This is a genomic window from Paenibacillus sp. FSL M7-0420, from assembly GCF_038002345.1.
GTDB lineage: Bacteria > Bacillota > Bacilli > Paenibacillales > Paenibacillaceae > Paenibacillus_AQ.
In genome coordinates this window covers 5,355,017-5,379,799 of sequence record NZ_JBBOCJ010000001.1, presented here as the reverse complement: position 1 = coordinate 5,379,799, position 24,783 = coordinate 5,355,017, and the positions used below count along the sequence as shown (strand labels likewise).

At 53.9% G+C, this 24,783-nt stretch carries 23 protein-coding genes and 1 other RNA gene; 22 read left to right on the top strand and 2 right to left on the bottom strand.

Annotated features, from left to right (window positions below; genetic code table 11):
- Positions 1 to 2: 2 nt before the first annotated feature.
- The 18 genes from MKX51_RS22980 to rnpB all read left to right on the top strand — a co-directional run bounded on the left by MKX51_RS22980 (position 3) and on the right by rnpB (position 18,090).
- Positions 3 to 974 carry a PhoH family protein gene (locus tag MKX51_RS22980; RefSeq protein ID WP_036690294.1) on the top strand — a complete coding sequence of 324 codons (972 nt, stop codon included), beginning with the start codon at positions 3 to 5 and terminating at the stop codon, positions 972 to 974.
- Between the two features lie 17 nt (positions 975 to 991).
- On the top strand, positions 992 to 3,271 hold the full coding sequence (locus tag MKX51_RS22975) for an HD family phosphohydrolase (RefSeq protein ID WP_340938863.1): 2,280 nt from the start codon (positions 992 to 994) through the stop codon (positions 3,269 to 3,271).
- Complete coding sequence (gene ybeY, locus MKX51_RS22970; RefSeq protein WP_340938864.1) at positions 3,243 to 3,743, top strand: rRNA maturation RNase YbeY; 501 nt, start codon at positions 3,243 to 3,245, stop codon at positions 3,741 to 3,743. The genes MKX51_RS22975 and ybeY overlap by 29 nt, the downstream gene beginning before the upstream one ends.
- The gene (locus MKX51_RS22965; RefSeq protein ID WP_339311095.1) at positions 3,743 to 4,138 is read left to right on the top strand and encodes a diacylglycerol kinase family protein; all 396 of its coding nucleotides are present in this window, start codon (positions 3,743 to 3,745) and stop codon (positions 4,136 to 4,138) included. The genes ybeY and MKX51_RS22965 overlap by 1 nt, the downstream gene beginning before the upstream one ends.
- A 246-nt stretch (positions 4,139 to 4,384) precedes the next feature.
- On the top strand, positions 4,385 to 4,804 hold the full coding sequence (locus MKX51_RS22960; RefSeq protein WP_340993992.1) for a cytidine deaminase: 420 nt from the start codon (positions 4,385 to 4,387) through the stop codon (positions 4,802 to 4,804).
- 212 nt (positions 4,805 to 5,016) lie between these two features.
- On the top strand, positions 5,017 to 5,271 hold the full coding sequence (locus MKX51_RS22955; RefSeq protein ID WP_340993991.1) for a hypothetical protein: 255 nt from the start codon (positions 5,017 to 5,019) through the stop codon (positions 5,269 to 5,271).
- 473 nt (positions 5,272 to 5,744) lie between these two features.
- Positions 5,745 to 6,635, top strand: coding sequence for a GTPase Era (gene era, locus MKX51_RS22950; protein ID WP_036724337.1), 891 nt, complete (start codon positions 5,745 to 5,747; stop codon positions 6,633 to 6,635).
- 110 nt (positions 6,636 to 6,745) lie between these two features.
- Positions 6,746 to 6,889 (top strand): YqzL family protein, encoded by a 144-nt coding sequence (locus tag MKX51_RS22945; RefSeq protein ID WP_076075837.1) that lies wholly within the window; start codon positions 6,746 to 6,748, stop codon positions 6,887 to 6,889.
- 36 nt (positions 6,890 to 6,925) lie between these two features.
- On the top strand, positions 6,926 to 7,681 hold the full coding sequence (gene recO / locus MKX51_RS22940) for a DNA repair protein RecO (protein ID WP_076154225.1): 756 nt from the start codon (positions 6,926 to 6,928) through the stop codon (positions 7,679 to 7,681).
- Positions 7,682 to 8,127: 446 nt separating this feature from the next.
- Positions 8,128 to 9,015, top strand: coding sequence for a glycine--tRNA ligase subunit alpha (gene glyQ / locus MKX51_RS22935; RefSeq protein WP_036724333.1), 888 nt, complete (start codon positions 8,128 to 8,130; stop codon positions 9,013 to 9,015).
- Positions 9,008 to 11,089: a glycine--tRNA ligase subunit beta gene (glyS, locus tag MKX51_RS22930; protein WP_340993990.1), complete on the top strand. Its 2,082-nt coding sequence runs from the start codon at positions 9,008 to 9,010 to the stop codon at positions 11,087 to 11,089. The genes glyQ and glyS overlap by 8 nt, the downstream gene beginning before the upstream one ends.
- Before the next feature lie 175 nt (positions 11,090 to 11,264).
- On the top strand, positions 11,265 to 11,744 hold the full coding sequence (locus MKX51_RS22925; RefSeq protein ID WP_076076338.1) for a YaiI/YqxD family protein: 480 nt from the start codon (positions 11,265 to 11,267) through the stop codon (positions 11,742 to 11,744).
- A gap of 24 nt (positions 11,745 to 11,768) precedes the next feature.
- Entirely contained in the window at positions 11,769 to 13,604 is a 1,836-nt protein-coding gene (gene dnaG / locus MKX51_RS22920) for a DNA primase (RefSeq protein WP_245368119.1), read from the top strand.
- 40 nt (positions 13,605 to 13,644) lie between these two features.
- Complete coding sequence (gene rpoD, locus MKX51_RS22915; protein WP_036690273.1) at positions 13,645 to 14,778, top strand: RNA polymerase sigma factor RpoD; 1,134 nt, start codon at positions 13,645 to 13,647, stop codon at positions 14,776 to 14,778.
- A gap of 139 nt (positions 14,779 to 14,917) precedes the next feature.
- Entirely contained in the window at positions 14,918 to 15,742 is an 825-nt protein-coding gene (locus MKX51_RS22910) for a hypothetical protein (protein ID WP_036724394.1), read from the top strand.
- A complete protein-coding gene (locus MKX51_RS22905) occupies positions 15,739 to 16,518 on the top strand; it encodes a tRNA (adenine(22)-N(1))-methyltransferase (RefSeq protein ID WP_340993989.1) in 780 nt (259 codons plus the stop codon). Before MKX51_RS22910 ends, MKX51_RS22905 begins: the two co-directional genes overlap by 4 nt.
- On the top strand, positions 16,494 to 17,609 hold the full coding sequence (locus tag MKX51_RS22900; RefSeq protein WP_076075850.1) for a Nif3-like dinuclear metal center hexameric protein: 1,116 nt from the start codon (positions 16,494 to 16,496) through the stop codon (positions 17,607 to 17,609). The genes MKX51_RS22905 and MKX51_RS22900 overlap by 25 nt, the downstream gene beginning before the upstream one ends.
- 63 nt (positions 17,610 to 17,672) lie before the next feature.
- Positions 17,673 to 18,090: RNase P RNA component class A (gene rnpB, locus MKX51_RS22895), an RNA gene on the top strand.
- A gap of 423 nt (positions 18,091 to 18,513) precedes the next feature.
- Here rnpB and MKX51_RS22890 read toward each other — a convergent pair.
- Positions 18,514 to 19,728: an aminotransferase-like domain-containing protein gene (locus tag MKX51_RS22890; RefSeq protein ID WP_340993988.1), complete on the bottom strand. Its 1,215-nt coding sequence runs from the start codon at positions 19,726 to 19,728 to the stop codon at positions 18,514 to 18,516.
- Between the two features lie 96 nt (positions 19,729 to 19,824).
- Here MKX51_RS22890 and pdxR point away from each other — a divergent pair, with 96 nt between their 5' ends.
- Positions 19,825 to 21,258, top strand: a complete 1,434-nt coding sequence (gene pdxR, locus MKX51_RS22885) for a MocR-like pyridoxine biosynthesis transcription factor PdxR (RefSeq protein ID WP_340993987.1) — start codon at positions 19,825 to 19,827, stop codon at positions 21,256 to 21,258.
- A 17-nt stretch (positions 21,259 to 21,275) separates the two neighbouring features.
- On the opposite strand, the gene MKX51_RS22880 is transcribed toward pdxR, so the two are convergent.
- Entirely contained in the window at positions 21,276 to 23,147 is a 1,872-nt protein-coding gene (locus MKX51_RS22880) for a S8 family peptidase (protein ID WP_340993986.1), read from the bottom strand.
- 284 nt (positions 23,148 to 23,431) lie between these two features.
- Here MKX51_RS22880 and MKX51_RS22875 point away from each other — a divergent pair, with 284 nt between their 5' ends.
- From MKX51_RS22875 to MKX51_RS22865, 3 genes are all read left to right on the top strand, one after another.
- Entirely contained in the window at positions 23,432 to 23,929 is a 498-nt protein-coding gene (locus MKX51_RS22875; RefSeq protein WP_036724316.1) for a YpuI family protein, read from the top strand.
- Positions 23,930 to 24,081: 152 nt separating this feature from the next.
- On the top strand, positions 24,082 to 24,303 hold the full coding sequence (locus MKX51_RS22870) for a DUF1540 domain-containing protein (protein WP_445322030.1): 222 nt from the start codon (positions 24,082 to 24,084) through the stop codon (positions 24,301 to 24,303).
- A gap of 13 nt (positions 24,304 to 24,316) precedes the next feature.
- Positions 24,317 to 24,727, top strand: a complete 411-nt coding sequence (locus MKX51_RS22865) for a hypothetical protein (protein ID WP_340938876.1) — start codon at positions 24,317 to 24,319, stop codon at positions 24,725 to 24,727.
- Positions 24,728 to 24,783 lie beyond the last annotated feature (56 nt).

The window sequence follows — 24,783 nt, the reverse complement described above, 5'->3', positions numbered from 1 at the left end:
ACTTGTCAGAACAGACTGCAAGCATTCAAATATCTTTGCACAATGCGGGAGAAGCGCAATCCCTGTTCGGCCCGCAGGATGGATTCCTGAAAATCATCGAGAAAGAAATTCCGGCAGTTATTAACTCACGCGAGGCCGAAATCACGATTCGCGGTACGGAGCGGGAAGTGGACATGCTGGGCCAGCTCTTCAACGTGCTGCTGTCACTCGTACGCGGGGGTTACATATTGAGCGAACGCGATGTGCAGTACGCCGTGGAGCTGGCGAAGGATTTCCGTGCCGACCAGCTGCTGGACCTGTTCAAGGGCGAGATTACGACAACATTCCGCGGCAAGCCGATCCGTGTCAAAACGATTGGCCAGAAGCATTATGTGAGCACCATCAAAAAGCGTGATATCGTCTTCGGCATCGGCCCGGCGGGCACCGGCAAGACCTATCTGGCTGTGGTCCTCGCGGTGACGGCGCTGAAGGAAGGCTCGGTCAAACGGATCGTGCTTACGCGTCCGGCTGTAGAGGCCGGGGAGAACCTGGGCTTCCTACCGGGAGATTTGCAGGAGAAGGTAGATCCGTATCTGCGGCCGCTCTACGACGCCTTGTACGACGTTATGGGGCCTGATCAGGTGGCGAAGGCGCTGGAGCGCGGGCTGATCGAGATTGCACCGCTTGCCTATATGCGCGGGCGTACGCTGGAGGATGCTTTTATCATCCTGGATGAAGCGCAGAATACCACACCCGAACAAATGAAAATGTTCCTCACCCGTCTGGGCTTCGGCTCCAAGATGGTCATCACGGGCGATGTGACCCAGATCGATTTGCCGCGCGGCAAGAAGTCAGGGCTGATCGAAGCCAAAACGATTCTTTCCGGTATCGAGGAGCTTGGCTTTGTATACTTTGCTGAGCAGGACGTTGTCCGTCATTCCCTTGTGCAGAAAATTATCGTTGCCTATGACCGCTCTGCCGAAAACCTCCAATAAAAAAGGGGATTGTCTTCATGGCCTCAAAGCAACCATCGAAATTAAGCGGATTTGTATATAGCAGCAGCGGATGGAAGTATAGCGCGGTGTCGCGCTATGCTCTTTTCCTGTTACTCGCGGTTGTTTTCTACCTCAGCCTGTCCTCTGATCTGCTGCCCAAAAGGTATGATATCAAAGAGGGAACCCGCAGTGCCAAGGAGATTACAGCACCCAAGCAAATCCTGGACACCAACGCCAAGCTCAAGGCCCAGGAGACTGCTGCAGAGAATGTGACCAACCGTTATGCCATTATTCCTATCCGGGCGGAGAATCTAGTAACTCTGCTGCTGGACCGGATCGGCGGGCTAAATCAGGATGATACGATTTCACAGAGCGAGAAGACGGAGATTTACCGGGAAGAGATTCCGCGGCGGGCCAATGATTTTATCCTAAATTTTGTGGCTGCCAGCCAAAAGGCCGGGACTTACTCCGAGCATCTGCTGAATGAAATGCAGTCTGTCATCAAGGACCAGGCCTACGTCATTCCGGAAGAGACCTATATCAAGATTCCGCGCTTGACTCAGCAGGATATCATCGAAATGAAGCCGGTGGCCCGGGATATTGTCACCAAGCTGATGAACGACCAGATTACCGACGCCCAGAGCGCGCGCGCTAAGGTCGCTGAGCAGGTCAGCGTCAGTTCGCTGGGCCAGCGGACCGCCCGCGAGGTGGTTCAGGAGCTGGTGCGGCTGGTGATCACCGCCAACAAATTCTATGACGAGGACGCGACCAAGGAAGCGAAGGTGCAGGCCCGTCAGAATACACCGGATGTATTCATCGAGCAGGGGGATGTGCTGGTCGCCAAGAATCAGGAGATTACCCCTGAGCTGTACAAGCTGCTGGATGAGAACGGGCTGCTCAGCAAAGAGATTAATTACTGGCCGCAGCTCGGCCTGCTCCTGCTCTCTGCACTGCTGTCCTTTGGCCTGATGACTTTCATCCGCTACAATGGCGGAGCCTCAGGCTTCAAATACAATAACTCCCAGCTGCTTATGCTGGTTCTGGTCTTTATCATTACCATCGTTATGATGAAGCTGACGGCCTTCCTGCAAACGGATGTGCGGACATATATAGGCTATCTGGCACCTGTGGCTCTGGGCGCGATGCTGATCTCCATGCTGCTGGACATGACCTTAGCTTATTTCTGTTCCATTCTGTTCAGCATTCTGGCCAGTATCCTGCTGAATGTCCAGCAGAATACGATATTTGATTTCACCTTCGGCTTCTTTGCCCTAATCGTAAGTTATGTTGCCATCTTCTCGACCCACCGCGCCGGACAGCGCTCAACGCTGCTCAAGGGTGGTATTATGGTGTCCCTGCTCGGCTGCCTGACCGTAGCCATACTGACCATGCTGAGCGGCGGCGTATGGAACGAGACGAATACGTTATATGCTCTGGGCTTCTCCTTTGCCGGGGGTCTGCTTACCGCAGTGCTGGTCATCGGCCTGATGCCGTTCTTCGAGGTAACGTTCGGCATTCTGTCGGCCCTGAAGCTCGTAGAGCTGTCTAACCCGAACCATCCGCTGCTGCGCAAGCTGCTTACAGAGACGCCGGGAACCTATCACCACAGCGTGATGGTAGGCAATCTGTCCGAGGCTGCGGCCGAAGCGATTGGTGCGGACGGCTTGCTGTGCCGGGTAGGGTCGTATTATCATGACATCGGCAAGACGAAGCGCCCGTTCTATTTCATAGAGAACCAGAACAATATGGAGAATCCGCATGACTCGATTGAGCCGAAGCTGAGCAAGTCGATCATTGTGGCCCACGCCCGGGACGGGGTGGAGATGCAGAAGGAATACAAGCTGCCGAAGCCGATCCGCGATATTGCGGAGCAGCATCACGGCACGACGTTCCTGCATTATTTTTATCATAAGGCATTGAAGCTTGCAGAAGATAAGGGTGTAGAGCCGGACTTCACGGAGGAGGATTTCCGTTATCCCGGCCCGAAGGCACAGTCGAAGGAATCCGCAGTCGTCGGGATCGCTGACAGTGTGGAGGCCGCAGTCCGTTCGCTCCGCAAGCCAACCGTGGTGCAGGTGGAGACCATGATTGAGAAAATTATCAAAAGCCGGCTGGATGACCATCAGTTCGATGAATGCGATCTGACGCTCAAGGAGCTGGATATTATTTCACGGACACTGAAAGAGACGGTAATGGGCATATTCCATTCCCGGATTGAATACCCCGAGGATGTGCGCAAGCCCAAAAAAGAGGAAGGGGCCATCAAAAATGAGTCTGAGCGTCGTTTGGAACAATGAACAGGATGAACATGAAATTAACGGCGATCTGATCGAGCTGCTGGAGCGGATTCTGCAGACAGCAGGGGAAGCGGAAGGGATTGACACGGGGGAAGTGGATCTGACCTTCGTCAATAACGAACGCATTCACGAGCTGAATCTCGAGTACCGCGGCATTGACCGTCCGACCGATGTGCTCTCCTTCGCGATGAATGAGGCCGGAGAAGATGAGCTGGAGATCCGGTACGACCTGGCAGATGAGGACGAAGAGCTGGAGGAAGTACCGAATGTGCTTGGGGATATTATCATCTCGGTTACCCGGGCGCAGGAGCAGGCTGAGGAATACGGCCATTCGCTGGAGCGGGAGCTGGGCTTCCTGTTCGTCCACGGGTTCCTGCATTTGCTGGGTTATGATCATCAGGAGCCGGAGGCTGAGGCCGAAATGATGTCCAAGCAGGAGAAGGCTCTGGCTCAGGTCGGGTTGACACGCTAATGGTCAAGAATACGGCGGTGGGCCACAAAAAATTCTGGCATTCCTTTCGCTTCGCCGCACACGGCATTGCGGCAGCATTCCGGTCGGAGCTGAACATGAAGGTGCATAGCGGCCTTGCGGTTATCGTAGTGATTGCCGCCGCTGTGTTCAGGCTTCCTCTGTCAAGCTGGATGCTGCTGCTGCTGGCCATTACGCTGGTGCTGACAGCCGAGCTGCTGAACACGGCGATTGAAGCGACGATTGATCTGGTTTCGCCTGAGGTTCACCCCTTGGCCAAGAAGGCCAAAGATACCGCCGCAGGCGCCGTGCTGCTTACGGCGGTGTTTGCCGTGATTGCCGGAATCTATGTTTTTTATCATCCCGTGATGGACTGGATCACAGGTCTTATGTCATAATCAGTTTACAACTTCAGCTGGTGTAAGAGGCGGACCCGCTTTGCGCGCTCCGTCATCTTTAATTAGGATAATATTTTCGGGCCATGCTCCCAAAACTAAGGTTATGCTTACGAAGCGAGTTTTATTTCGAAGAAGATTCGATGAAGAGAGTGCTCAATAAAACTAGGCTTATGCTTACGAAGCGAGTTTTATCTCGAAGGGATTTCAATGAAGAGGATGCTTGATAAAACTTTTAGGAGGACAATTATGGATTCTGCGCTACTTCTTCAAGAAGCGATCAAGGCAAGAGCCAATGCATATATACCTTATTCCCGCTTCGGGGTCGGTGCAGCCCTTCTGGATCAGGATGGCAAGGTCCACCACGGCTGCAACATCGAGAATGCCGCTTACGGCCCGACCAACTGCGGCGAGCGGACGGCCATGTTCCGCGCGATTGCGGACGGGCACAAGCCCGGTACCTTCAAAGCCATCGCTGTCGTGGCCGACACGGATGGCCCCGTATCGCCTTGCGGCGTCTGCCGGCAGGTGATGGTCGAGCTGTGCGGACCTGATATGCCGGTTATTCTCGGCAACCTCAAGGGTGATATTGTGGAGACAACCGTGCGCGATCTGCTCCCCGGCGCCTTCGGTCCTGCGGATCTGGCGCAGGGACAGAGTGCGGAGTGATGACAGCAGGCTGGTGCTGGTACTAAGGACTTCAACATATTGCTGCTGTTGGGCACTCTACTGTATAACGTACAATAGATTGTGCCAAAATTGGATGCAAGATAGGTTCTGTTGTATTTCGTGCAATTGAAAACGGGAAATAACCTGTTTATGGCCTGTTTGCGGCAAATCTGCTGTATAAAATACAATAGAACCGTTAAAGAGCCTTAGATTTGCTTATTCTGTTGTACAAAATACAATTAAGCCTGCTGGTGCTGGTGCTGGTGCTGGTGCTGGTGCTGGTGCTGGTGCTGGTGCTGGTGCAGGTGCAGGGACATGGGCCAGGCGAGCGTTCCGGTATCCAACTAATCATCCGCGCTGTAGTCAAGCGTGCTCCAGAGTTAACAGTATATTGTACAACTAACTTTCCACTATTCCCTTCAAAAGTTGATTTAAGTGTAATTTGTACAACTATATTCATCGGATAACGCCAAAAGTAACGTTGAAGAGGAAAATAGATGTATGAATTACAACTAAACCGTAATAACCTTTGATTTGGAGCAGAATAAGTGTACAAAATACAACTAAGCTAGTTGCGGGCATGGGCAGGCTTCAGGTATTCAACAAATTAATCTTTCCCGCGCCGTACTCAAGCGTGTTCCCGCAGGGAACGAAAAGCGTTCATGCTCCGCAGCTACCTGTCCCGCGCCGCATGCTGGTCACAGCCAATCAACCGCGCCGCAGTCAAGCGTGTTCCCGCAGGGAACGGTAAGCGCTCATGCTCCACAGTCACTTACCGCGCTAACCGCTGTGCCCACGCCAGTTCCGGGTGTCCAGAGGGCCGGGGCCCTTGGGGTCCCCCTTGGCGAAGGGGGATTTAGGGGGATCGAAACGCTTTTAAGGGTGAACGCTTTTGACAGAAACGCTTTCAACCAAGTTGTAAGATAAATAGGAGGATCATATGAAATTCAAATCAGGGTTTGTCGCCATTATCGGCAGACCAAACGTAGGTAAATCAACGCTCATGAACCAGGTAATCGGCCAGAAGATTGCCATTATGTCGGACAAGCCGCAGACCACCCGGAACAAGATTCACGGGGTATATACGGCGAATAATTCGCAGATTGTATTCCTGGACACCCCGGGTATCCATAAAAGACAGTCCAAACTGGGCGATTACATGAATCAGACCGCGATGAGCACGCTGCATGAAGTGGAAGCGGTACTGTTCCTTGTCGATGCCTCCGAGGGTATGGGCGGCGGGGACCGTTTTATTGCGGAACAGCTCGGGAGCATTAAGACTCCTGTCATCCTGGTCATGAACAAGATTGACAAGATTGAACCGGAAGCGCTGCTGCCGATGATTACGGAATATAACAAGCTGCATGAGTTCGCCGAGATCGTGCCGATCTCAGCCAAGATGGGCAATAACGTCAACACGCTGCTGGAGCAGGTGCAGAAATACCTGCCGGAAGGCCCGCAGTATTACCCGGACGACCAGATTACCGATCACCCCGAGCAGTTCGTCTGCGCGGAGCTGATCCGCGAGAAGATTCTGCATCTGACCCGTGAAGAGGTGCCGCATTCCATCGCCGTGGCGATTGAGGATATGAGCGTGGAACCGAATGGGGTTGTGCATATTTCGGCGGTTATCTTTGTCGAGCGCGATTCCCAGAAGGGAATCATTATCGGTAAGCAGGGGGCGCTGCTGAAGGAAGTCGGACGCCGGGCGCGGACGGATATTGAGAACCTGCTGGGCTCGAAGATTTTCCTAGAATTATGGGTGAAGGTGAAAAAAGACTGGCGTAACCAGGACCGCGTTCTGCGGGATTTGGGCTTCCATAAAGAATGATCACCTCTCACGCCGCCTCAACATGGCAGGAATTGCACGGATAGATCCTGGGGCATCGCACATCCTACATCTGAAGAGACATCGTGTTTCCGAAGAAAGGATGAATACGAATGCGGAATTTTTCGTGGAAGTATTTTGCAATGACTGGAGATCTCGATGCGTATTTGCTGTACAGGGAAGCTGGGGATTCGCCCGAGGGCAGCGGACCGCTGCCGGCGGAGGAAGAGATGGCCATCGATGAAGAAGCACAATAAGGACTGGTTGCTTGCCGAGTGGTTGGGGGAAGAGGCATGCTATACAGGGTGGAAGGGATCGTCATCCGCAGCATGGACTACGGTGAAGGGAACGCCATTATTACGCTTTGCACCGAGAACGCCGGTAAAGTAGGGGTTCTGGTGCGGGGCGCCAAGAAGGTCAAAAGCCGTCATGCTGCCCTGATCCAGCTGTTCACAACAGGTGAGTTCGTGTTCTTCCGCAACAACGGCGGACTGGGAACACTGAATGCCGGCGAGATCACGAAGTCCCATCATCCGCTGCGCGAGGATCTGGTCAAGGCGGCGTATGCATCCTATGCCTGCGAGCTGCTGGACCGGGTGCTGCATGATGAAGAGACAGGCAGCTTCTGGTACCGCCAGCTGACCGCCTGCCTGAATGCATTGGAGGAAGACAAAGAGCCCGGCATTATCAATAATGTATTTGAAATGAAGGTGCTGCAGGCTGCCGGTTATGGGCCTCAGCTCGATTCCTGTATCGTCTGCGGCAAAGACAAGCCGGATGAGGAGCTTAGAATCAGTCCGCGTCTGGGGGGAGTCCTCTGCCGTAGCTGCCGGCATAACGATCCTCCGGCCATGGAGATTTCTCCGCGTGCCTTGAAGCTGCTGCGGATCTTCGCGGCGCTGGATCTGACCAGGCTGGGGAACGTGGATGTGAAGCCGGAGACCCGTGCGGAGCTGAAGACCGTCATGCGGGGATTCATGGATATGCAGCTGGGGCTCAGACTGAAGTCCCAGAGCTTCCTGGACCAGCTCGACAAATACAATATTTGACGAATCGCTAATTATCCGTTACTATAAGTTCAGTTTCTTTTATAAGATTGCCGTGTTTGCTCCAGAACTGGAGAGAGTGCGTGGATCGGGAAAGTAGTGGGCGATATTGTCGCAGCAGCGAGCCGGGGATAGTGGAAGCCTGGCGGGACGACGTTCATGAACAGGGCACCCGGGAGTACGGAAGCGGCGACATCAAAAGTGGATTTCGTGATTTTTGCGTAATCAAGTAGGGTGGAACCGCGGGAGAACATATTTGAGCTCTCGTCCCTATGTCTGTTCATCAGGCATGGGGGCGGGAGCTTTTTGGCTTGTGGTTGTGCGGGAGATCCTTCTTCCAGCACATACCGCAGGTACATAGAAGCTGGTGCCGCCTCCATCGCGCAGCAGCAAGAGCCAGTCATAAGCAAGAGGCAGTACACACTTGTAAAGCGAAGGAGCCGGTAGTTATGAACTTTCAGCAGATGATTCTGACCCTGCAGCAATTCTGGGCCGCCCAGAACTGTATTCTCGTCCAGCCGTATGATACGGAAAAAGGGGCGGGCACGATGAACCCTATGACTTTTTTACGTTCCCTGGGTCCGGAGCCGTGGAAGGTTGCTTATGTGGAGCCTTCACGCCGTCCGTCCGACGGCCGTTACGGGGAGAACCCGAACCGCCTGTATCAGCATCACCAGTTCCAGGTGATCATCAAGCCGTCCCCGGACAATATTCAGGAGCTGTACCTGGATAGCCTGAAGGCACTGGGCGTAGATCCCCTGCTGCATGATGTGCGGTTTGTTGAAGACAACTGGGAGAATCCGTCTCTGGGCTGTGCGGGTCTCGGCTGGGAAGTGTGGCTGGACGGTATGGAAATTACCCAGTTCACGTACTTCCAGCAGGTTGGCGGAATTGAAGCAAGTCCGGTAGCGGTGGAGATCACTTACGGGATGGAGCGTCTGGCTTCCTATATTCAGGATAAGGAAAATGTATTTGACCTGGAATGGGTAGACGGCATGACGTACGGAGATGTGTTCCATCAGCCGGAGGTTGAGCATTCCACCTACACCTTTGAAGTCTCGGACGTCAAAATGCTGTTCACCCTGTTCAACACCTACGAAGAGGAAGCCCGCAGAGCGATGGAGAACCATTTAGTTTTCCCGGCGTATGATTACGTGCTGAAATGCTCGCATACCTTCAACCTGCTGGATGCGCGCGGCGCAATCAGCGTAACGGAACGCACAGGCTTCATTACGAGAGTACGCAATTTGGCCCGCACCGTAGCGGCGACATATCTGGAGGAACGCGAGAAGCTGGGCTTCCCGCTGCTGAAGAAAGAAGGTGCTGACCATGTCTAAGGATATTCTGTTCGAGATCGGTCTGGAGGAAATCCCTGCACGCTTTATCCGCGCGGCGATGGAGCAACTGAAGGACAGAACGGCGAAATGGCTGGAGGCCTCACGGATCAGTCATCAGGGCGTCAGTGCATATGCAACACCGCGCCGCCTTGCCGTACTGGTGAAGGATGCCGCAGAGCGCCAAGAGGATGTAAGCGAAGAGGTCAAAGGCCCGTCACGCAAAATCGCACTGGATGCCAGCGGCGAATGGAGCAAGGCTGCATTAGGCTTTGCCCGCAGTCAGGGCGCCACGCCGGAGCAGTTCACGTTCAAGGAACTGGCAGGCGTGGAATACATCTATGTGACCAAGAGCAGCACCGGCATCGAGACAGCCTCCTTGCTCTCCGAAGGCCTGGCGGGCATTGTCAGCAGCATGACCTTCCCGAAAAATATGCGCTGGGGCGCTTATGATTTCAAGTTCGTCCGTCCGATCCGCTGGATGGTAGCTCTCTTCGGCCAAGAGATCATTGACCTTACGATTACCGGAGTCAAGGCGGGCAAGGTGAGCCGCGGCCACCGTTTCCTCGGTGAAGAAGCTGTGATCGCAGAGCCTGCTGCATACGTTGAAGCTCTGCGCAGCCAGCATGTGCTGGTGGATGTGAAGGAGCGCGAAGAGCTGATTCTAAGCGGTATTCATAAGCTTGCGGAAGAGAAGAACTGGAAGATTGCGATCAAGGAGGATCTGCTGGAAGAGGTCCTGTTCCTGGTAGAGACGCCGACTGTGCTGTTCGGTACCTTTGATCCGGCCTTCCTGAATATTCCGCAGGAGGTGCTGATCACCTCGATGCGTGAGCATCAGCGTTATTTCCCGGTATTTGGTGAAGACGGCAAGCTGCTGCCGTTCTTCGTAACAGTACGTAACGGGAATGCGGTATCGCTGGATGTCATCGCCAAGGGGAACGAGAAGGTGCTGCGTGCGCGCTTGTCGGATGCCAAATTCTTTTATGAAGAAGACCAGAAGCTGCAGATTAATGATGCTCTGGCCAAGCTGGAGAATATCGTCTATCATGAAGAGCTGGGCAGTGTAGGTGACAAAGTGCGCCGTATCCGTGCCATCGCTGACCGCTTGGCGGTGAAGCTTGAGCTGTCTTCAGAAGCTGCTGCGGAAGTGAGCCGTACAGCGGATATTTGCAAATTCGATCTGGTAACCCAGATGGTAGGTGAGTTTCCTGAACTGCAAGGCACGATGGGTGAGGATTATGCCCGCAAGGCTGGGGAAGCAGAACGGGTGTCCAAAGCGGTCTTCGAGCATTATCAGCCGCGCTTCGCCGGAGATGCTGTTCCTTCTACACAGGCAGGTCTTGTAGTCAGCCTTGCTGATAAAATCGATACGATTGTCGGCTGTTTCTCGATCGGAATTATTCCAACCGGCTCCCAGGATCCTTATGCCCTGCGCCGTCAGGCAGCAGGGATTGTCCAGATCGTACTGGAGCATCAGCTGAGCCTAAGCCTGCAGGAGATTTTTGCAGCGGCACTGGAAGTTCATGAAAGTTTCCGTACAGAGAAACATTTCACCCCTGAATTGCGTATAACTCTGTACGAGTTCTTCGGTCTGCGCGTCAAACGCCTGCTAGCTGACAACAATGTACGTTATGATGTTGTAGATGCAGCGCTTGCGGCAGGATTCGATGATATCGTTGATGTAGTAAGCAGAAGTCTGGCTTTGATGAATGCCGTAACCGATCAGGCTGATTTCAAAATTACTATGGATTCCCTGACCCGTGTCAGCAATCTGGCCGCCAAAGCTCCGGAGGGTGCAGTTATCGACCCGGTCCTGCTTAAGGAAGAAGCGGAACAGAAGCTGTACGCGACTTGGCAGAGTATTCATGAGCCTTACCGCGCAGCCCTTGCTTCCAGACATGCCGCTGAGGCCCTGCAGATTCTGTCGGGACTTGAAGCAGCTGTTACCGGATTCTTCGATTCGGTTATGGTTATGGCCGAAGACGAAGCCGTCCGCTCGAACCGTCTGGCGCTGCTGGCCGGCATTCATACCGACTCCAGGTTGTTTGCTGATTTCGGCAAGCTGGTGTGGTAATTCAGGCAAATTTTAAGTAATGTTTGCGATTTTATGGTATAGATCGAGGGTTTAGGGTATAAATATACGGAACGGTGCCAATGCGTAAGTTGACATTCGTTCCGTATTTATGCTTTACCAAAGAAGGATTTTTGAACGGTTGAGCGTAATATATATTACACAGGAATTTGGTGAGGTGAGCTTGGGAACTTCCCGGCTAAGAAAGATTGTTGTGGACGGGGATGCTTGTCCGGTTAAGCAGGAGATTATTACCGTGGCGCGCGAATTCGGGCTTCCGGTGCTGATGGTCTCCTCCTATGATCATGTGCTGCGGGCGGAAGAAGGCGTTACGGTGGTTCAGGTGGACCGCGGGGCAGACAGTGCCGACCTCTATATCGCCAATCATATTTCTGCAGGGGATATCGTAATTACGCAGGATTATGGACTGGCGGCGCTGGCGCTGGGCAAACGCTGCCTTGCACTTTCGAACCGGGGCCAGGAATATGAGAATTCTACCATGGATTTTATGCTGGAGAGCAGGCATGCCAAGGCGGTTGAACGCAGGCGCGGGCACTATTCCAAGGGTCCCAAAGCGATTACCGCAGAGGAAAAAAATCTTTTTCAACATAAACTGACAAAACTTTTAACAATTTTGCAGGAGAATGTCCAGCTATAGCGAATTATATTTAACTGTTAAGAGATGAAGGTGGTTGAAGTGGCTAGCGGACATGGTCCTATTCCCGAAGAGGTTATCGAGAACGTGCTGGCGCGGCATGATATTGTCGATACAGTCAGCAAGGTTGTCCATTTGTCCAAGCAGGGTAAATATTTATGGGGCCTCTGCCCGTTCCATTCGGAGAAGTCCCCTTCCTTCACTGTCACCCCTGACCGGGGAGTCTTTCATTGCTTTGGCTGCGGTATGGGCGGAAATGCCATCAAATTCAGGATGGAAATCGAAGGATTATCCTTCCCCGAAGCAGTCAGAATCATGGCGGAAGAGAGTGATATCCCTGTTCCTGAGGGGAGAGGCGGGGCGCTTGCTGCCCCCGATCCCGAGCGGGACCGGCTGATTCAGGCGTATGAATTATCGGCGAAGTTTTATCATTTTTTGCTGAAAAACACGGAATACGGCACTGCCGCCATGGATTACTTAAGAACCCGGGGTTTCAGCGACAAAATGATTGACCAGTTCCAGATCGGCTACGCGCCGGACCGCTGGGATACGCTGCTGCAGTTTCTGGAGAAGCGCAGCTTCGATCTCGCCGAGATGGAGAAGGGCGGACTATTGTCTGCCCGAGGGGAAGGCAAAGGATATCTGGACCGCTTCCGCGGCCGGGTTATTTTTCCGATTGCGAACCGCATGGGCAAGACGATCGCCTTCGCCGGACGTATTCTCGGGGAGGGGCAGCCGAAGTACCTGAACTCTCCCGAGAGCCGGTTATTTAACAAAAGCCGCATTCTGTACAATCTGCACCAGTCCAAAGCATCCATCCGCAAAACGCGGCAAATCGTCCTGTTCGAGGGATACGGTGATGTCATTTCGGCTTGGGAGGCAGGTGTGCAGAACGGGGTAGCCACGATGGGAACCTCGCTCACCGAGGGTCACGTGGGCTTGATGAAGAGCCTTGGAGATGAGATTGTGCTTGCCTATGATGGAGATAAGGCTGGACAAGCTGCGGCCCTTAAGGCCATTCCTATCCTGGAAGCCAGCGGTCTGCGGGTCAAGGTAGCCCTGCTTCCCAGCGGCCTGGACCCGGATGAATTCATCTCCCGGCATGGCGGGGACAGATTCAGGGAACAAGTGATTGACTCTGCCGTGTCCTCCATCAAATTTAAGCTTATATATCTGAAAAAAAACCATATACTCCTAGAGGAAGACGGCAAAATTGCCTATGTCAAGGAGGCTCTGGAGATTATCGCCGGGCTCCCTTCTTCAACGGAGCGGGAGGTGTACCTGCGGGAAATCGCCTCCGAGCTTGAGCTGTCCTACGACAGTCTGAAGCAGGATTGTAATTTACTTCGGGCCTCCATGCAAAAAAACAACCCCGAAGGGGATAATAACGATAATAGGTGGAATAATGGTAGGCATAAAAAAGGGCAAGTGCAGACACCTACCTTACTGCCTGCTTACCATGTTGCGGAACGGCGCCTGTTATCATTCATGATTCAAGACCCGGAAGCGGCGGCCTATGTGGGTGAACGGCTCGGAGAAGAGTTCAATATTGATGATCATGCGGCAATCGCCGCTTATCTATATGCTTATTATGCGCAAGGCAAACCACCCGGCATCAGCCGGTTTCTATCATCGCTTCAGGACGACCGTCTGGAGAAGACCGCAACGGCCATCTCCATGATGGATACCCCTCCGGACTGGAATACCCAGGTTCTGGACGATTGTATTCGTGAAGTGCGGAAGTATCCTCTGCAGCGCAAAATTGAACCCAAGCGTGAAGAGATGATTCAGGCGGAGAAATCCGGTGACTTTTTGCGTGCAGCACAAATAGCAAGTGAAATTTTAGCCCTAGAGAGACAATGAGCTGTTGACAGGATGTACCTAGGGAGGAGGGAGTCGAATTATGGCGAACGATCAGCACACTGAACTGGAAGCGGAATTTACTCTGGATCAGGTTAAGGATCAGCTTATTGATCACGGGAAGAAAAGATCATCACTTAATTACAAAGATATCATGGAGAAATTGTCGCCATTCGATCAAGACCCCGAGCAGATGGAGGAATTCTACGAGCAGCTGAGCGATCTGGGGATCGAGGTTGTCAATGAGAACGATGAAGAGGTGAACAGCCTCCGTCCAAGCGAAGACAATGAGGACAAAGAAGGAGACGACTTCAGCTTCGACGATGATCTGTCGCTGCCTCCGGGGATCAAGATCAACGACCCCGTCCGGATGTATCTGAAGGAAATCGGCCGCGTGCCGCTGTTATCGGCTGACGATGAAGTGGAACTGGCGATGCGGATCAAGAATGGTGATGAGGAAGCGAAGCGGAGACTGGCAGAAGCGAACCTGCGGCTCGTGGTCAGTATCGCCAAGCGTTATGTCGGACGCGGCATGCTGTTCCTGGATCTGATTCAGGAAGGCAACATGGGTCTGATCAAGGCAGTTGAGAAGTTTGACCATAACAAAGGCTTCAAATTCAGTACTTATGCAACCTGGTGGATTCGTCAGGCGATTACGCGTGCGATTGCTGACCAGGCGCGTACGATCCGTATTCCGGTGCATATGGTTGAAACCATCAACAAGCTGATCCGGGTCTCCCGCCAATTGCTGCAGGAGCTGGGACGCGAGCCGTCACCTGAAGAGATTGCAGCGGAGATGGAGCTTACCGTTGAGAAGGTTAGAGAGATCATGAAGATTGCCCAGGAGCCGGTATCGCTGGAGACACCGATTGGTGAGGAAGATGATTCGCATCTGGGAGATTTCATTGAGGACCAGGAGGCGCTGGCGCCTGCGGATGCAGCGGCATATGAGCTGCTGAAGGAACAGCTGGAGGATGTGCTGGACACGCTGACTGAGCGTGAAGAGAATGTGCTCCGCCTGCGCTTCGGACTGGATGACGGACGGACGAGAACACTTGAGGAAGTGGGCAAGGTGTTCGGCGTAACCCGCGAGCGGATTCGCCAGATCGAAGCCAAAGCGCTTCGTAAGCTGCGTCACCCCAGCCGCAGTAAGCGGCTGAAGGATTTCCTCGAATAGACCGTACAACCGGGACCTTCTGCTGCACAGTGGCAGGAGGTCCTATTATGTTGTCAAGGGGATTCACCAATGCTGGAGTCCCGCCGTGTGCGGGAGCTTCTAATGTAGGGATGGCAAGTTCTGGAAAGAGGGATGCCGGTTGAACCTGGAGAAACGTGATACTATATTAAGAGAAATACAATACTGGAGAAGAAGCAAGCTTTTGCCCGAGCAATATTGTGACTTCCTGACTAACCTGTATGATGATCAGGCAGAGGTGAAGGACAGCAATCCGGTATCGTTACGGAATCTCCAGCAGGGAAGCATCAAAATTTGGCTGTTTGGTTTTGGAATTATTTCCTTGATTTTCTTGATTAGTCTTTATTTTAGCGTTTTTCCCTGGCCTTTGCAACTTGCAACAGCGCTCAGTGTCCTAATTATTTGTTATGGATATTCAGCGATTTACCTGAACCGCAACAAGACAATCAGTCTGATGCTGGCGGGAATCGGCAGCATTTTAACGCTGGGATTCGGACTGTGGCTCATTGAGCTGCATAAGCTGGATGCTGATTTTTGGACACCGCTGCTGATTGCGGCCTGCGGGCTGCTGTGGTGTGTGCTTGGTTTTTTTCTGCGCATCGGGCTGCTTCATTTCTGCGGATATGCCTTCTGGGCTCTGCTCTATGCAGGATTCTTCGGACATGTCCGGCCGGATGCCTCTCTTCTGGAGCTGGAGCTGCTCTGGCTTCCGCTGTGTGTGCTGATGATCTGGATGAGCTGGTTGATGTATCACAAGGTTAGCGGGGTCTCTGGGGTGTACCTGGGGGCGGGTGCTGCCCTCTGGCTGATGCCGGAGGTGGATGCGCTATGGCTCAGAGCGGGATTCCCGGAATGGACCTCGCTGATATTAATACTGAAGATTGCAGTGGGCCTTGCGCTGCTGTTCCTCTTCAGAAAAAAATGGATAACGTGGGTGGCCTCATGAACAACGTAAAATTATCTGACCGGCTTCAGCTGCTGCTGGAGCAGGTCCCTGCGGGCAGCAGATTTGCCGATATCGGCTCAGATCATGCCCTGCTGCCTGTTGCCGCTGTGAAGAGCGGCCGGGTGCCTTCGGCTATTGCCGGAGAAGTAAATCCGGGACCCTATGAAGCGGCGCGCCGTGGTGTTGCGGAAGCAGGACTCGGTGCAAAGATCGCTGTACGGCGCGGAGACGGGCTGGAGGTGCTGGAGCCGGGGGAAACGGACTGCATTACCATTGCCGGGATGGGCGGCTCACTGATCGCGGCGATTCTGGACCGCGGGCAGAAGCTCGGCAAGCTGGCCGGGGTGAAGACGCTCGCGCTGCAGCCCAATGTAGGCGAAGATATTCTGCGCCGCTGGCTGCTGGCTAACAGCTGGGTGCTGGTCTCGGAGCATATTTTGGAGGAAGACGGCAAAATTTACGAGATCCTGACCGCGGTCCCTGAGGGCGCTGAAGCGGCGGGGACGAATGAAGAGCTGTACAGCGGACGTCTGCTTGCAGCAGGAAAGGTAGCGCTTGATCAGGCGCTGCTGCTGGAGATGGGACCGCTGCTGCTGCAAGCGCCGAATGAAGTATTCGCTGCCAAATGGCAGGGTGAAATCTCCAAGCTGGAGAGCATCCTGGCCTCGCTCGCACGTTCGGAGCTGGAGGCGGCTGAGGAGAAGCGCAGCAAGATCAGACTTCAGATTAAACGGATTGCGGAGGTGCTGGAATGTTTGCCAAAGGACAGACCGTAATTGGATATATGGAGCAGCTTGCCCCGAAGCATCTGGCGGAGGAATGGGATAATGTCGGGCTACAGGTCGGCAGTCTTCAGAAGGAAATCACCGGGGTGCTGGTGGCGCTGGATGTCAATGAGAGCATTGTGGACGAAGCGATTGCCAAGGGCTGTAATCTGATTATTGCCCATCATGCGGTGATTTTCCGGCCGATCAAAGGGATTCTGACGGATACCCCGGCAGGCCGCTTATATGAGAAGCTGATCAAAAACGACATTGCCGTGTATATCAGCCATACGAATCTGGATGTGGCCGAAGGCGGAATGAACGACTGGATGGCCGAGGCGCTAGGCATTGAGAATGGTGCACCGATCAAGGATATTCATACCGAGCAGCTGTCCAAGCTGGTTGTATTCGTGCCGAAGGATCATCACCAGAAGGTGCTGGATGCCATCCTGAACGCCGGGGCAGGCTGGATCGGCAATTACAGCCATTGCAGCTTTAATATCGAAGGCTATGGCACCTTCATTCCCCAGGAGGGCACGGACCCGTATCTCGGCACGCCTGGCAAGCTGGAGCGGGCTGAAGAGGTCCGCATCGAGACGATTGTGCCGCATACGATCCGTAACAAGGTGGTACAGGCCATGCTGAAGGCTCATCCGTATGAAGAGGTGGCTTATGATCTGTATTCCATGGACCTCAAAGGCCGCAGCCTTGGACTTGGAAGAGTGGGGAAGCTGAAGGAGCAGGTGACGCTTGGTGAGTTCATCGATACGGTCAAACGCGGGCTGGATGTGGAGAGCGTGCGGGTAGTTGGAGATCTGGACCGCAAGATCCGCAAGGCGGCAGTCATGGGCGGGTCCGGTGCCAAGTACTACAGCAGCGCTATCTTCAAGGGAGCGGATGTGCTGGTGACCGGCGATATCGATTACCATACCGCACAGGATGCGCACCTCGCGGGAATCGCCCTGATCGATCCGGGCCATAATGCGGAGAAGATCATGAAGGTGAAGGTAGCGGAGTTTCTGGCCGGCAAGCTGACGGAGCACAAGTACGGCACGGCAGTGCATGCCTCGCAGCCGGATACCGAGCCTTTTACATTCCTGTAGGCTGTTATTATTTACACTTGTGCGCCGGGCGGCATATCTGTATAATATACAATGTTGTTTCGGAAAGTTTGACAGACAATCGCCGGTATGCGTGAGAGCGTATGCGGGAGGAAAGTCCGGGCTCCACAAGGCAGGGTGCTGGATAACGTCCAGTCGGCGCGAGCCGAAGGATAGTGCCACAGAAATGGACCGCCGATGGCCGCTTTCGGGCGGCACAGGCAAGGATGGAACCGAGGTGTAAGAGACCCCGAGGAACGCTGGTGACTTCGTTCCTGGTAAACCCCATCTGGAGCAAGACCTAATGAGACGCAGCCGCTTCCCTAACCGGAAGCCGCAGCCTTCGCCTGAGGCGTGTCTAGGTTGGTCGCTGGAGCTGTGCAGTAATGTATGGCCTAGATAGATGATTGTCGCTTATGGTGGGAGGGTAGTTCCCGTCTGAACCACAACGAGCACAGAACCCGGCTTACGGCAAACTTTCCTAACTGACAACTTTTATAAGAATAGTGCAGTAATTAATTATGACTCATACAGACAATAAGACGGCGGTCTCCTTCGGGGGCCGCCTTTTTGTCATAAGTCCATATCATATACCTCAGCCTCTTCACTCGCGGACTCCAAAGCCGTTAATTCGGGCAATGAGCCTATTTTGTAAGCTATGCGGACTCAGTGGGCCTTAACTAACAAATTTTTCTTCATTTTGCGTTCCTAGCGATCAAATAGCGGCCCCTCAGTCCGTAAGGAGTAGAAAAGGTTTATTTTTAGCAAAATAACGTCTTCTCAGTCCACATAGCGTTACAAATGAGGGTTTTGAAGGTGGAGTTCCTGCACAAGACGGCCTCTGCGAAAATTCCATTTCGCAGACGCCGCCAGAGTGGATGTTCTCATGTTCCTTAAGCAGATTCCGTTACAACGGCAACAGACGCTCCTCATACCGGGACAGCGCGGTGGACAAGCGCTGCACCGCGAGCGGCAGCAGCTCCGGCCGGGTATGGGTGAAATTCAGGCGCATCGTGTTCTTCATGGGCTGCTCCGAATAGAAAACTTCGCCCGGAACGAAGGCAACGCCCTGCTCCACGGCAAGCGGCAGCAGCTCGGCGGTATGAATCCGGGCAGGCAGGCTCAGCCACAGGAACATGCCGCCGCGCGGCTCCAGGAAGGAGGTATCCTGCCAGTTCTGTGAAGCCAGCTCTGCTGATAGCAGCTGCATCCGTGACTTGTATTCCCGGGAGACCAGCCGGATATGGCCTTCAAGATCGAAGGTGCGCAGCAGCTCATGCAGGGCGCGCTGATCGATGGTGCTGGAGTGCAAATCGGCGGCTTGCTTGGCTCTGGCGATCATCTTGACCAATTCAGCGGGGCCAACGATCCAGCCGGTGCGCAGTCCCGGGGCTACGATCTTGGAGAAAGTACCTGTATACACCACGCAGGGATCACCGCCCAGATTCCTGTCGATGGCTGCGAGGGTCGGCGGATAGGCTCCCGGAGATTCATCGAATCTAATCTCTCCGTAAGGATTATCCTCCAGCATCAGCACACCGTATTTCCGGCATAGCTCCACCACTTGTTCACGGCGTACTTTACTCCAGGTTGCGCCAGAAGGGTTGTTGAAGGTGGGAACGGCGTACAAGAGCTTAGGGCGGTGTACCCGAAGCTGCTCTTCGAGATGCTCCGGCAGCAGCCCTTCTTCATCGCTCTTCACAACCTGGATGTCTGCACGGTAAGAACCCAGTACCTGCAAGGCGGCCAGATAGGTCGGTGCCTCTACGAGTACGGTGTCTCCCGGATCGAGCAGAATTCTGCAGAGCAGATCTATGGCCTGCTGGGAGCCGGTAGTGAGGATCATTTCAGCGGAGGAGACAGGGATGCCCTGTTGCCCCAGTCTGGCGGCGATCTGTTCACGCAGCGGAAGATAGCCTTCTGTCAGTCCGTATTGCAGCGCAGAACTGTCGCCTGTCAGCACGCGGCTGTAAGCCTCCCGGATCGCCTCTGCCGGGAACAGTTCCTCGGCAGGTAGCCCGCCGGCAAGCGAGATGATGTCCTTGCCCTGTGTGATCTTAAGGATATCGCGGACTGCGGAGGACCCCAGGTGGTTCGTCATGTCCGCATAGTTGATCTTCATATTCATGCTCCCTGCTATTCTGAATTTTGTAGTATCATAACGGTATAGCGGTATAACAGTAAAGCGGTAAATATAACAGTTAAGAGGAGGCAGGCTATGCATATTGATTTACTCCGCAGCGGCGACAAATCGCTGCCCCGGCAGATCAGTGAGACGATCGCGCAGCGGATCACCTCGGGGCTGCTCCAGCCGGGCACACGGCTGCCGTCCGTTAGAGGTCTGTCATCCTCCTTGAAGGTAAGCCAGGTAACGGTAAGCAAGGCTTATGCTGACCTGGAGCAGCGCGGTCATATTCTGTGCAGCCAGGGTAAAGGCTGCTATGTGGCAGAACGGGAGCGGAACAGGCAAGGCGCAGAGGTAAGATGGCAGGACGGATATGATGACTATCTGCCACGGGCCCAGCTGTGGCGTAACTTCGATTATTCAGAGGTGGACTATCCCTTTCATCTGGCCTCCATTCACAGCAGTCTGCTTCCGCTCGGGCCGATAGGCACGACTATGGCTGCACTTGTGAATGAGCAGCCTGAGCTGATGGCGACCTATGGTAATTTTCAGGGTGACCCGGACCTGCGCGAGGTAATGCGTAAGCATTTGCAGGGCCGGGGAATACAGCTTAGCTCCGGTGATCTGATGATCACAAGCGGCGCACAGCAGGGGATCGATCTGGTCGCCCGGACCTTTGTCGGTCCGGGGGATACGGTGTATCTGGAGGCGCCCAGCTATACGGGGGCGATTGATGTTTTTGCCGGGCGGGGGGCTGAGATGATCTTCGTTCCAATGGACGGGGAGGGCATGCGGGTGGACCGTCTTACAGCGATGTGTGACCGGAGGCCGCCTAAGCTCATCTATACCAATCCGACCTTCCAGAATCCGAGCGGGGTCACGATGAGCATGCCAAGAAGACAGCGTCTGCTGGAGCTTGCCCGCAGCTACCGCTGTCTCATTGTGGAGGATGATCCGTTCAGTGACCTGTATTTCCATCAGCCGCCCCCGGCGTCCATTAAATCGCTGGATACCGCCGGACATGTAGTCTACATGAAGAGCTTCAGCAAAGTCCTCGCCCCCGGTTGCCGGATCGCTTGTGTGGCCGCTGAGGGCAATATCCTCTCCAGGCTGATCGCCGCCAAGTCTGCCAGTGATCTCGGCAGTCCGCTGCTGACCCAGCGGGCAGTGCTGCCCTTCATCGAGCGCCAGTATGACGAGTACGCAGCGAAGCTGCGGTCAGCGCTGCGTGTCCGCATGGAGGCGGCAGCGAAGCTGCTGAAGCAGTATGCTCCGGCCGGGGTAACCTGGCAGCTGCCGGGGGGCGGGCTGAATCTGTGGCTGCAGCTGCCGGAATCCCCCGAGACAACGAAGCTGCATGCTCTGGCCGAGCAGGAAGGGATCTCCTTCCTTCCGGGCGATGTCTGCTATGCCGGGGATATACCCTCCAGGCATATCCGGCTGAGCTATTCGCAGCTGACGCAAGAGGGGATGGAGCGCGGACTCCGCCGGTTGCTGCTGCTGCTGGAACGGCATCTGCGCTCTTAACAGCTAACGGCCGCAGCTTATTGTATGGAATCGAGCTGTTTGCCGACCTGCTGCGGGAACAGCTGGAGCGGAACCTGGCCTCCTCCTGCCGCCTGCAGGGTACGGTAGATATCCACCTGGCCCCAGCCGTAATATTTATCATGGCCGGCGGTGCCCAGATCGATGGCATTAGAGGTCAAGAGCGCGGTCACTTCCTTGTTCGTCAGCGCAGGGTTCAAGGAGCGCACCAGTCCGGCCAGCGCCGCTACATGGGGACTGGCCATCGAGGTGCCGGATAACGCAGCATACTGATTATCGGGATAGGTGCTGGCAATGCTCTCCCCGGGTGCAGCCACATCGATGTAATCCCCGTAATTAGAGAAGGAAGCACGCTCTCCCGCCGCATTCGTTGCGGCGACTGCAATCACCTCTTCATAGGCTGCGGGGTATCCCGGCCGCTCTGTATTGTCATTGCCGGAAGCGGAGACAATCACTACATCCCGGTCATAGGCATACTTAATCGCATCATGCAGAAACTGCGAGTCGGCATAGTTGCCCAGGCTGAGATTAATCACCTTAGCCCCCTGATCTGCCGCCCAGATAATGCCTTCGGCCACCGAATAGGTGGTGCCCGCCCCGGCATTATCCAGCGCTTTTACCGGAAGGATCTTGTTATACCAGCTAATGCCGGCGACCCCTTCTTCATTATTGGTTAACGCTCCGATGATGCCGGCCACATGAGTGCCATGTCCGACATCGTCATCCGGCGTACTGCCGCTGGTAATCGCATTGTACCCCTTGAGCAGCTGCCCCTTCAGATCCGGGTGGTTCGCTTGAACACCGGTATCCACAACGGCGATTACGATCTCCTTGCTGCCCTTGGACAGGTTCCAGCCCTGCGGGGTTTCAATTGCCGGCAGATTCCACTGGTAAGTGGAGAAGAGCAGGTCATTGGGCGTAATTACATTCGCTCCCGTATTTTCGCTGACCGCATCATTGGTTAAGTACATATAGTGAGGCTCTGCGTACAGCGGATGCCACTTATTGGCGAAGTAGGTCTTGAGCTGAGAGTAACTCATCTTATCCGACCGGAAAATATAAGCATACCCCAGCTTGCGCGGCTCCTTGCAGCGGATATCGGCGGCGATGGTCTGAAGCTGTGCCGCCGTGGGATGCCCGTTCGGGAAGCGGACGACAATCTCATTCTCGTAGTAATGGCTGGCATTCTCATTGTCATGTCCGGTCTTGACCGTGATGTCCTTCAAGGTATCGGCGTGGACGGATTCTACCCGGTACTTGCCTTCCTTCGGGTATGGGATGAGCCGCAGATTCTTGAGCTGATGCAGCGCGACGCGGTCCAGAATCTTCTGGTTAATCAGAGCGATGACAGCGATTTGGCCCTCCCGGTTACGCTGGGCCACGAAATAGTATTTTTTGTCGCCGATGATGAACGAAGGGGATTCATAGGACTGGTGGCCTTTGATCGCAGCTTTGGCCGTGTTCAGATAATGAAGCAGCTGCTTATTCTCCTGGTCGGTTCCTTCCGGCAGTGAAGATTTGAAGGTGGTTGTCTTACGGGTGTTGAAATCCACCAGCATCAGCATGGTAATATGCCCGTGCCCCTCCTGAAGGCTCTGCGCATATGCTGAGATAGCTTCAGGCGAAGCGTGATGCATATCGGCCAGCAGGGTGCTCAGATGTCTGTTTACATCGATGCGGTTCAGCTTGTCAGTGGCCGTTACATCCTGCACAAGGGTGGTTTTCTTGATCACTTTTTCCTGAGCGGGATTAGGCACAGACGCTTGCCGGAGGGTACCGCCGCTGCCTTCCGGACGCAGGGCGAAGGTGAGCAGCAGTACGGTCAGCGCGGCAGTGACTACACCGGCGACGGTTAAATTTTTACGTGACATGATTTCCGCTCCTTCCTGTTTTCATATACCGGTTAGGGTTCGGAGCAAGAGCCTGTTTTATACATCTTACGAAAAGGCTACCGCCGTCCTTGGTTTTATGTTAATATCAAAAAGAAAGCGCCTTCCGGGGCTTGTAATGTTCTTTTCAGAAGAAGGATTCTTCTCCGGTATCAGTACGGTGGAGGCTTACGAGATTTTGTGATACTATCAAGAGAGTACAACTGCAATGTCTAAGTGTCATTAACAACTACTAATGCAAGGTACAATAAGGGGGAGCAACCGCCATGTCAGCAGTAAGTGTGCAGAAATTGTGTGAATCCACGAGAGAGAAGCTTAAATCCGTTATCGACAAAATGGAACTGTTCCTGAATGAGCATGCACTTCCGCAGCTTGTTACCGAAGAGGATGAAGAAACGCTGCATTTCTATCGGGGGTTCTTGTCTGATCTCCGCCATCTGCTGGTGTTCTCGGAAATGTCTTATGAGAAGCTTGGGCTTGCACTGCGCCGCGCTACCTTCGATGAACCTTTCGCGCAAAAAGCGCTATATAATGTATATCATCTAGGAGTTAATAACTTCTTCTATCCTAAGAATGAGAGTTATTCGGAGGATGGACGTTACGCTTATACCGGGCAGGATGCGATTCGTTTCCGTAAGAAGCCTGTGCGTCCGGCACGCGACATCATTATGGAGATCACCAAGGTCTATGAAGAATTGCGTGATGATCTGACTTATTATGAGAATGATTATTTGACAGAGAAGCGGATGCAGAATCAGGTGTAATCCATTGTCCGGTCTATAATCTTATTTCTGTAAAAGACTGTCCCAATTGCCGTTATGGCTGCTTGGGCGGTCTTTTTGCCGTCTTCAGGCAGGCAGCCATAGCCGCATATCCAGAATTCACAGCGGGCATAATACATGACGAGGTGATCATTATGACAAACGCCAAACCGCTTGTGAAGTGTAGTGTGAGCAACTGTCATTTTTGGGGAGAACAGAACCTGTGCCGTGCCGAGGAAATTGTCATTGAGATCGATCAGCATGCAGGCAGCCGTTATATGGAGGAATACGCAGAGGAGCTGACGGCGGGTAATCATCATGATCGTGCCGGAACCTCGTCCGCAACCTGTTGTCTGACGTTCAAGCCGAACGCCTGAGAAGGAGGCCCTTATGGATAATCCGAATGATGAACCCAAAGTGGACCGTTCCGCCCGCAGAAAGGTTATCCTGCGCCCGCGCAGCAGAGTCGATTACCCCCGCCGGGACCGGAGCCACAATGAGGAGTATGCCGCCGAGCTCAGTCCGCTCCCGTCGCAGCTTCAGAGCACTATGGAACGGAGCGGCGAAGCTCAGCGGACAACAGGCCGCGTAAGAGAGGGAGAGGACAGGAGTATCGGCTATATCGGCCTGGGCTTCGGTGTAGTATCCTTATTCATCTGGTCCATTATATTGGGGCCGATTGCCGCTGTTCTGGGGTATTATGCCTATGCCAGAGGACAAAAATCAGCCGGGGCCTGGTCGATGGGGCTGGGAATTGTATCCACTTTAAGCTATTTTGTCTTAATTCCTTTTGCCCGTTAGAGCCGGCTGAATCTGCATATCCGATTTTCAAAACAGGCTATCAGACCTAACTATGC

Bases quoted from the DNA above. Each gene is read 5' to 3' on its own strand.
- MKX51_RS22975 (WP_340938863.1), top strand. From the start codon at position 992: ATGGCCTCAAAGCAACCATCGAAATTAAGCGGATTTGTATATAGCAGC.
- ybeY (WP_340938864.1), top strand. From the start codon at position 3,243: ATGAGTCTGAGCGTCGTTTGGAACAATGAACAGGATGAACATGAAATT.
- MKX51_RS22965 (WP_339311095.1), top strand. From the start codon at position 3,743: ATGGTCAAGAATACGGCGGTGGGCCACAAAAAATTCTGGCATTCCTTT.
- MKX51_RS22960 (WP_340993992.1), top strand. From the start codon at position 4,385: ATGGATTCTGCGCTACTTCTTCAAGAAGCGATCAAGGCAAGAGCCAAT.
- era (WP_036724337.1), top strand. From the start codon at position 5,745: ATGAAATTCAAATCAGGGTTTGTCGCCATTATCGGCAGACCAAACGTA.
- MKX51_RS22945 (WP_076075837.1), top strand. From the start codon at position 6,746: ATGCGGAATTTTTCGTGGAAGTATTTTGCAATGACTGGAGATCTCGAT.
- recO (WP_076154225.1), top strand. From the start codon at position 6,926: ATGCTATACAGGGTGGAAGGGATCGTCATCCGCAGCATGGACTACGGT.
- glyQ (WP_036724333.1), top strand. From the start codon at position 8,128: ATGAACTTTCAGCAGATGATTCTGACCCTGCAGCAATTCTGGGCCGCC.
- glyS (WP_340993990.1), top strand. From the start codon at position 9,008: ATGTCTAAGGATATTCTGTTCGAGATCGGTCTGGAGGAAATCCCTGCA.
- dnaG (WP_245368119.1), top strand. From the start codon at position 11,769: ATGAAGGTGGTTGAAGTGGCTAGCGGACATGGTCCTATTCCCGAAGAG.
- rpoD (WP_036690273.1), top strand. From the start codon at position 13,645: ATGGCGAACGATCAGCACACTGAACTGGAAGCGGAATTTACTCTGGAT.
- MKX51_RS22905 (WP_340993989.1), top strand. From the start codon at position 15,739: ATGAACAACGTAAAATTATCTGACCGGCTTCAGCTGCTGCTGGAGCAG.
- MKX51_RS22900 (WP_076075850.1), top strand. From the start codon at position 16,494: ATGTTTGCCAAAGGACAGACCGTAATTGGATATATGGAGCAGCTTGCC.
- MKX51_RS22890 (WP_340993988.1), bottom strand. From the start codon at position 19,728: ATGAAGATCAACTATGCGGACATGACGAACCACCTGGGGTCCTCCGCA.
- pdxR (WP_340993987.1), top strand. From the start codon at position 19,825: ATGCATATTGATTTACTCCGCAGCGGCGACAAATCGCTGCCCCGGCAG.
- MKX51_RS22880 (WP_340993986.1), bottom strand. From the start codon at position 23,147: ATGTCACGTAAAAATTTAACCGTCGCCGGTGTAGTCACTGCCGCGCTG.
- MKX51_RS22875 (WP_036724316.1), top strand. From the start codon at position 23,432: ATGTCAGCAGTAAGTGTGCAGAAATTGTGTGAATCCACGAGAGAGAAG.
- MKX51_RS22870 (WP_445322030.1), top strand. From the start codon at position 24,082: ATGACAAACGCCAAACCGCTTGTGAAGTGTAGTGTGAGCAACTGTCAT.
- MKX51_RS22865 (WP_340938876.1), top strand. From the start codon at position 24,317: ATGGATAATCCGAATGATGAACCCAAAGTGGACCGTTCCGCCCGCAGA.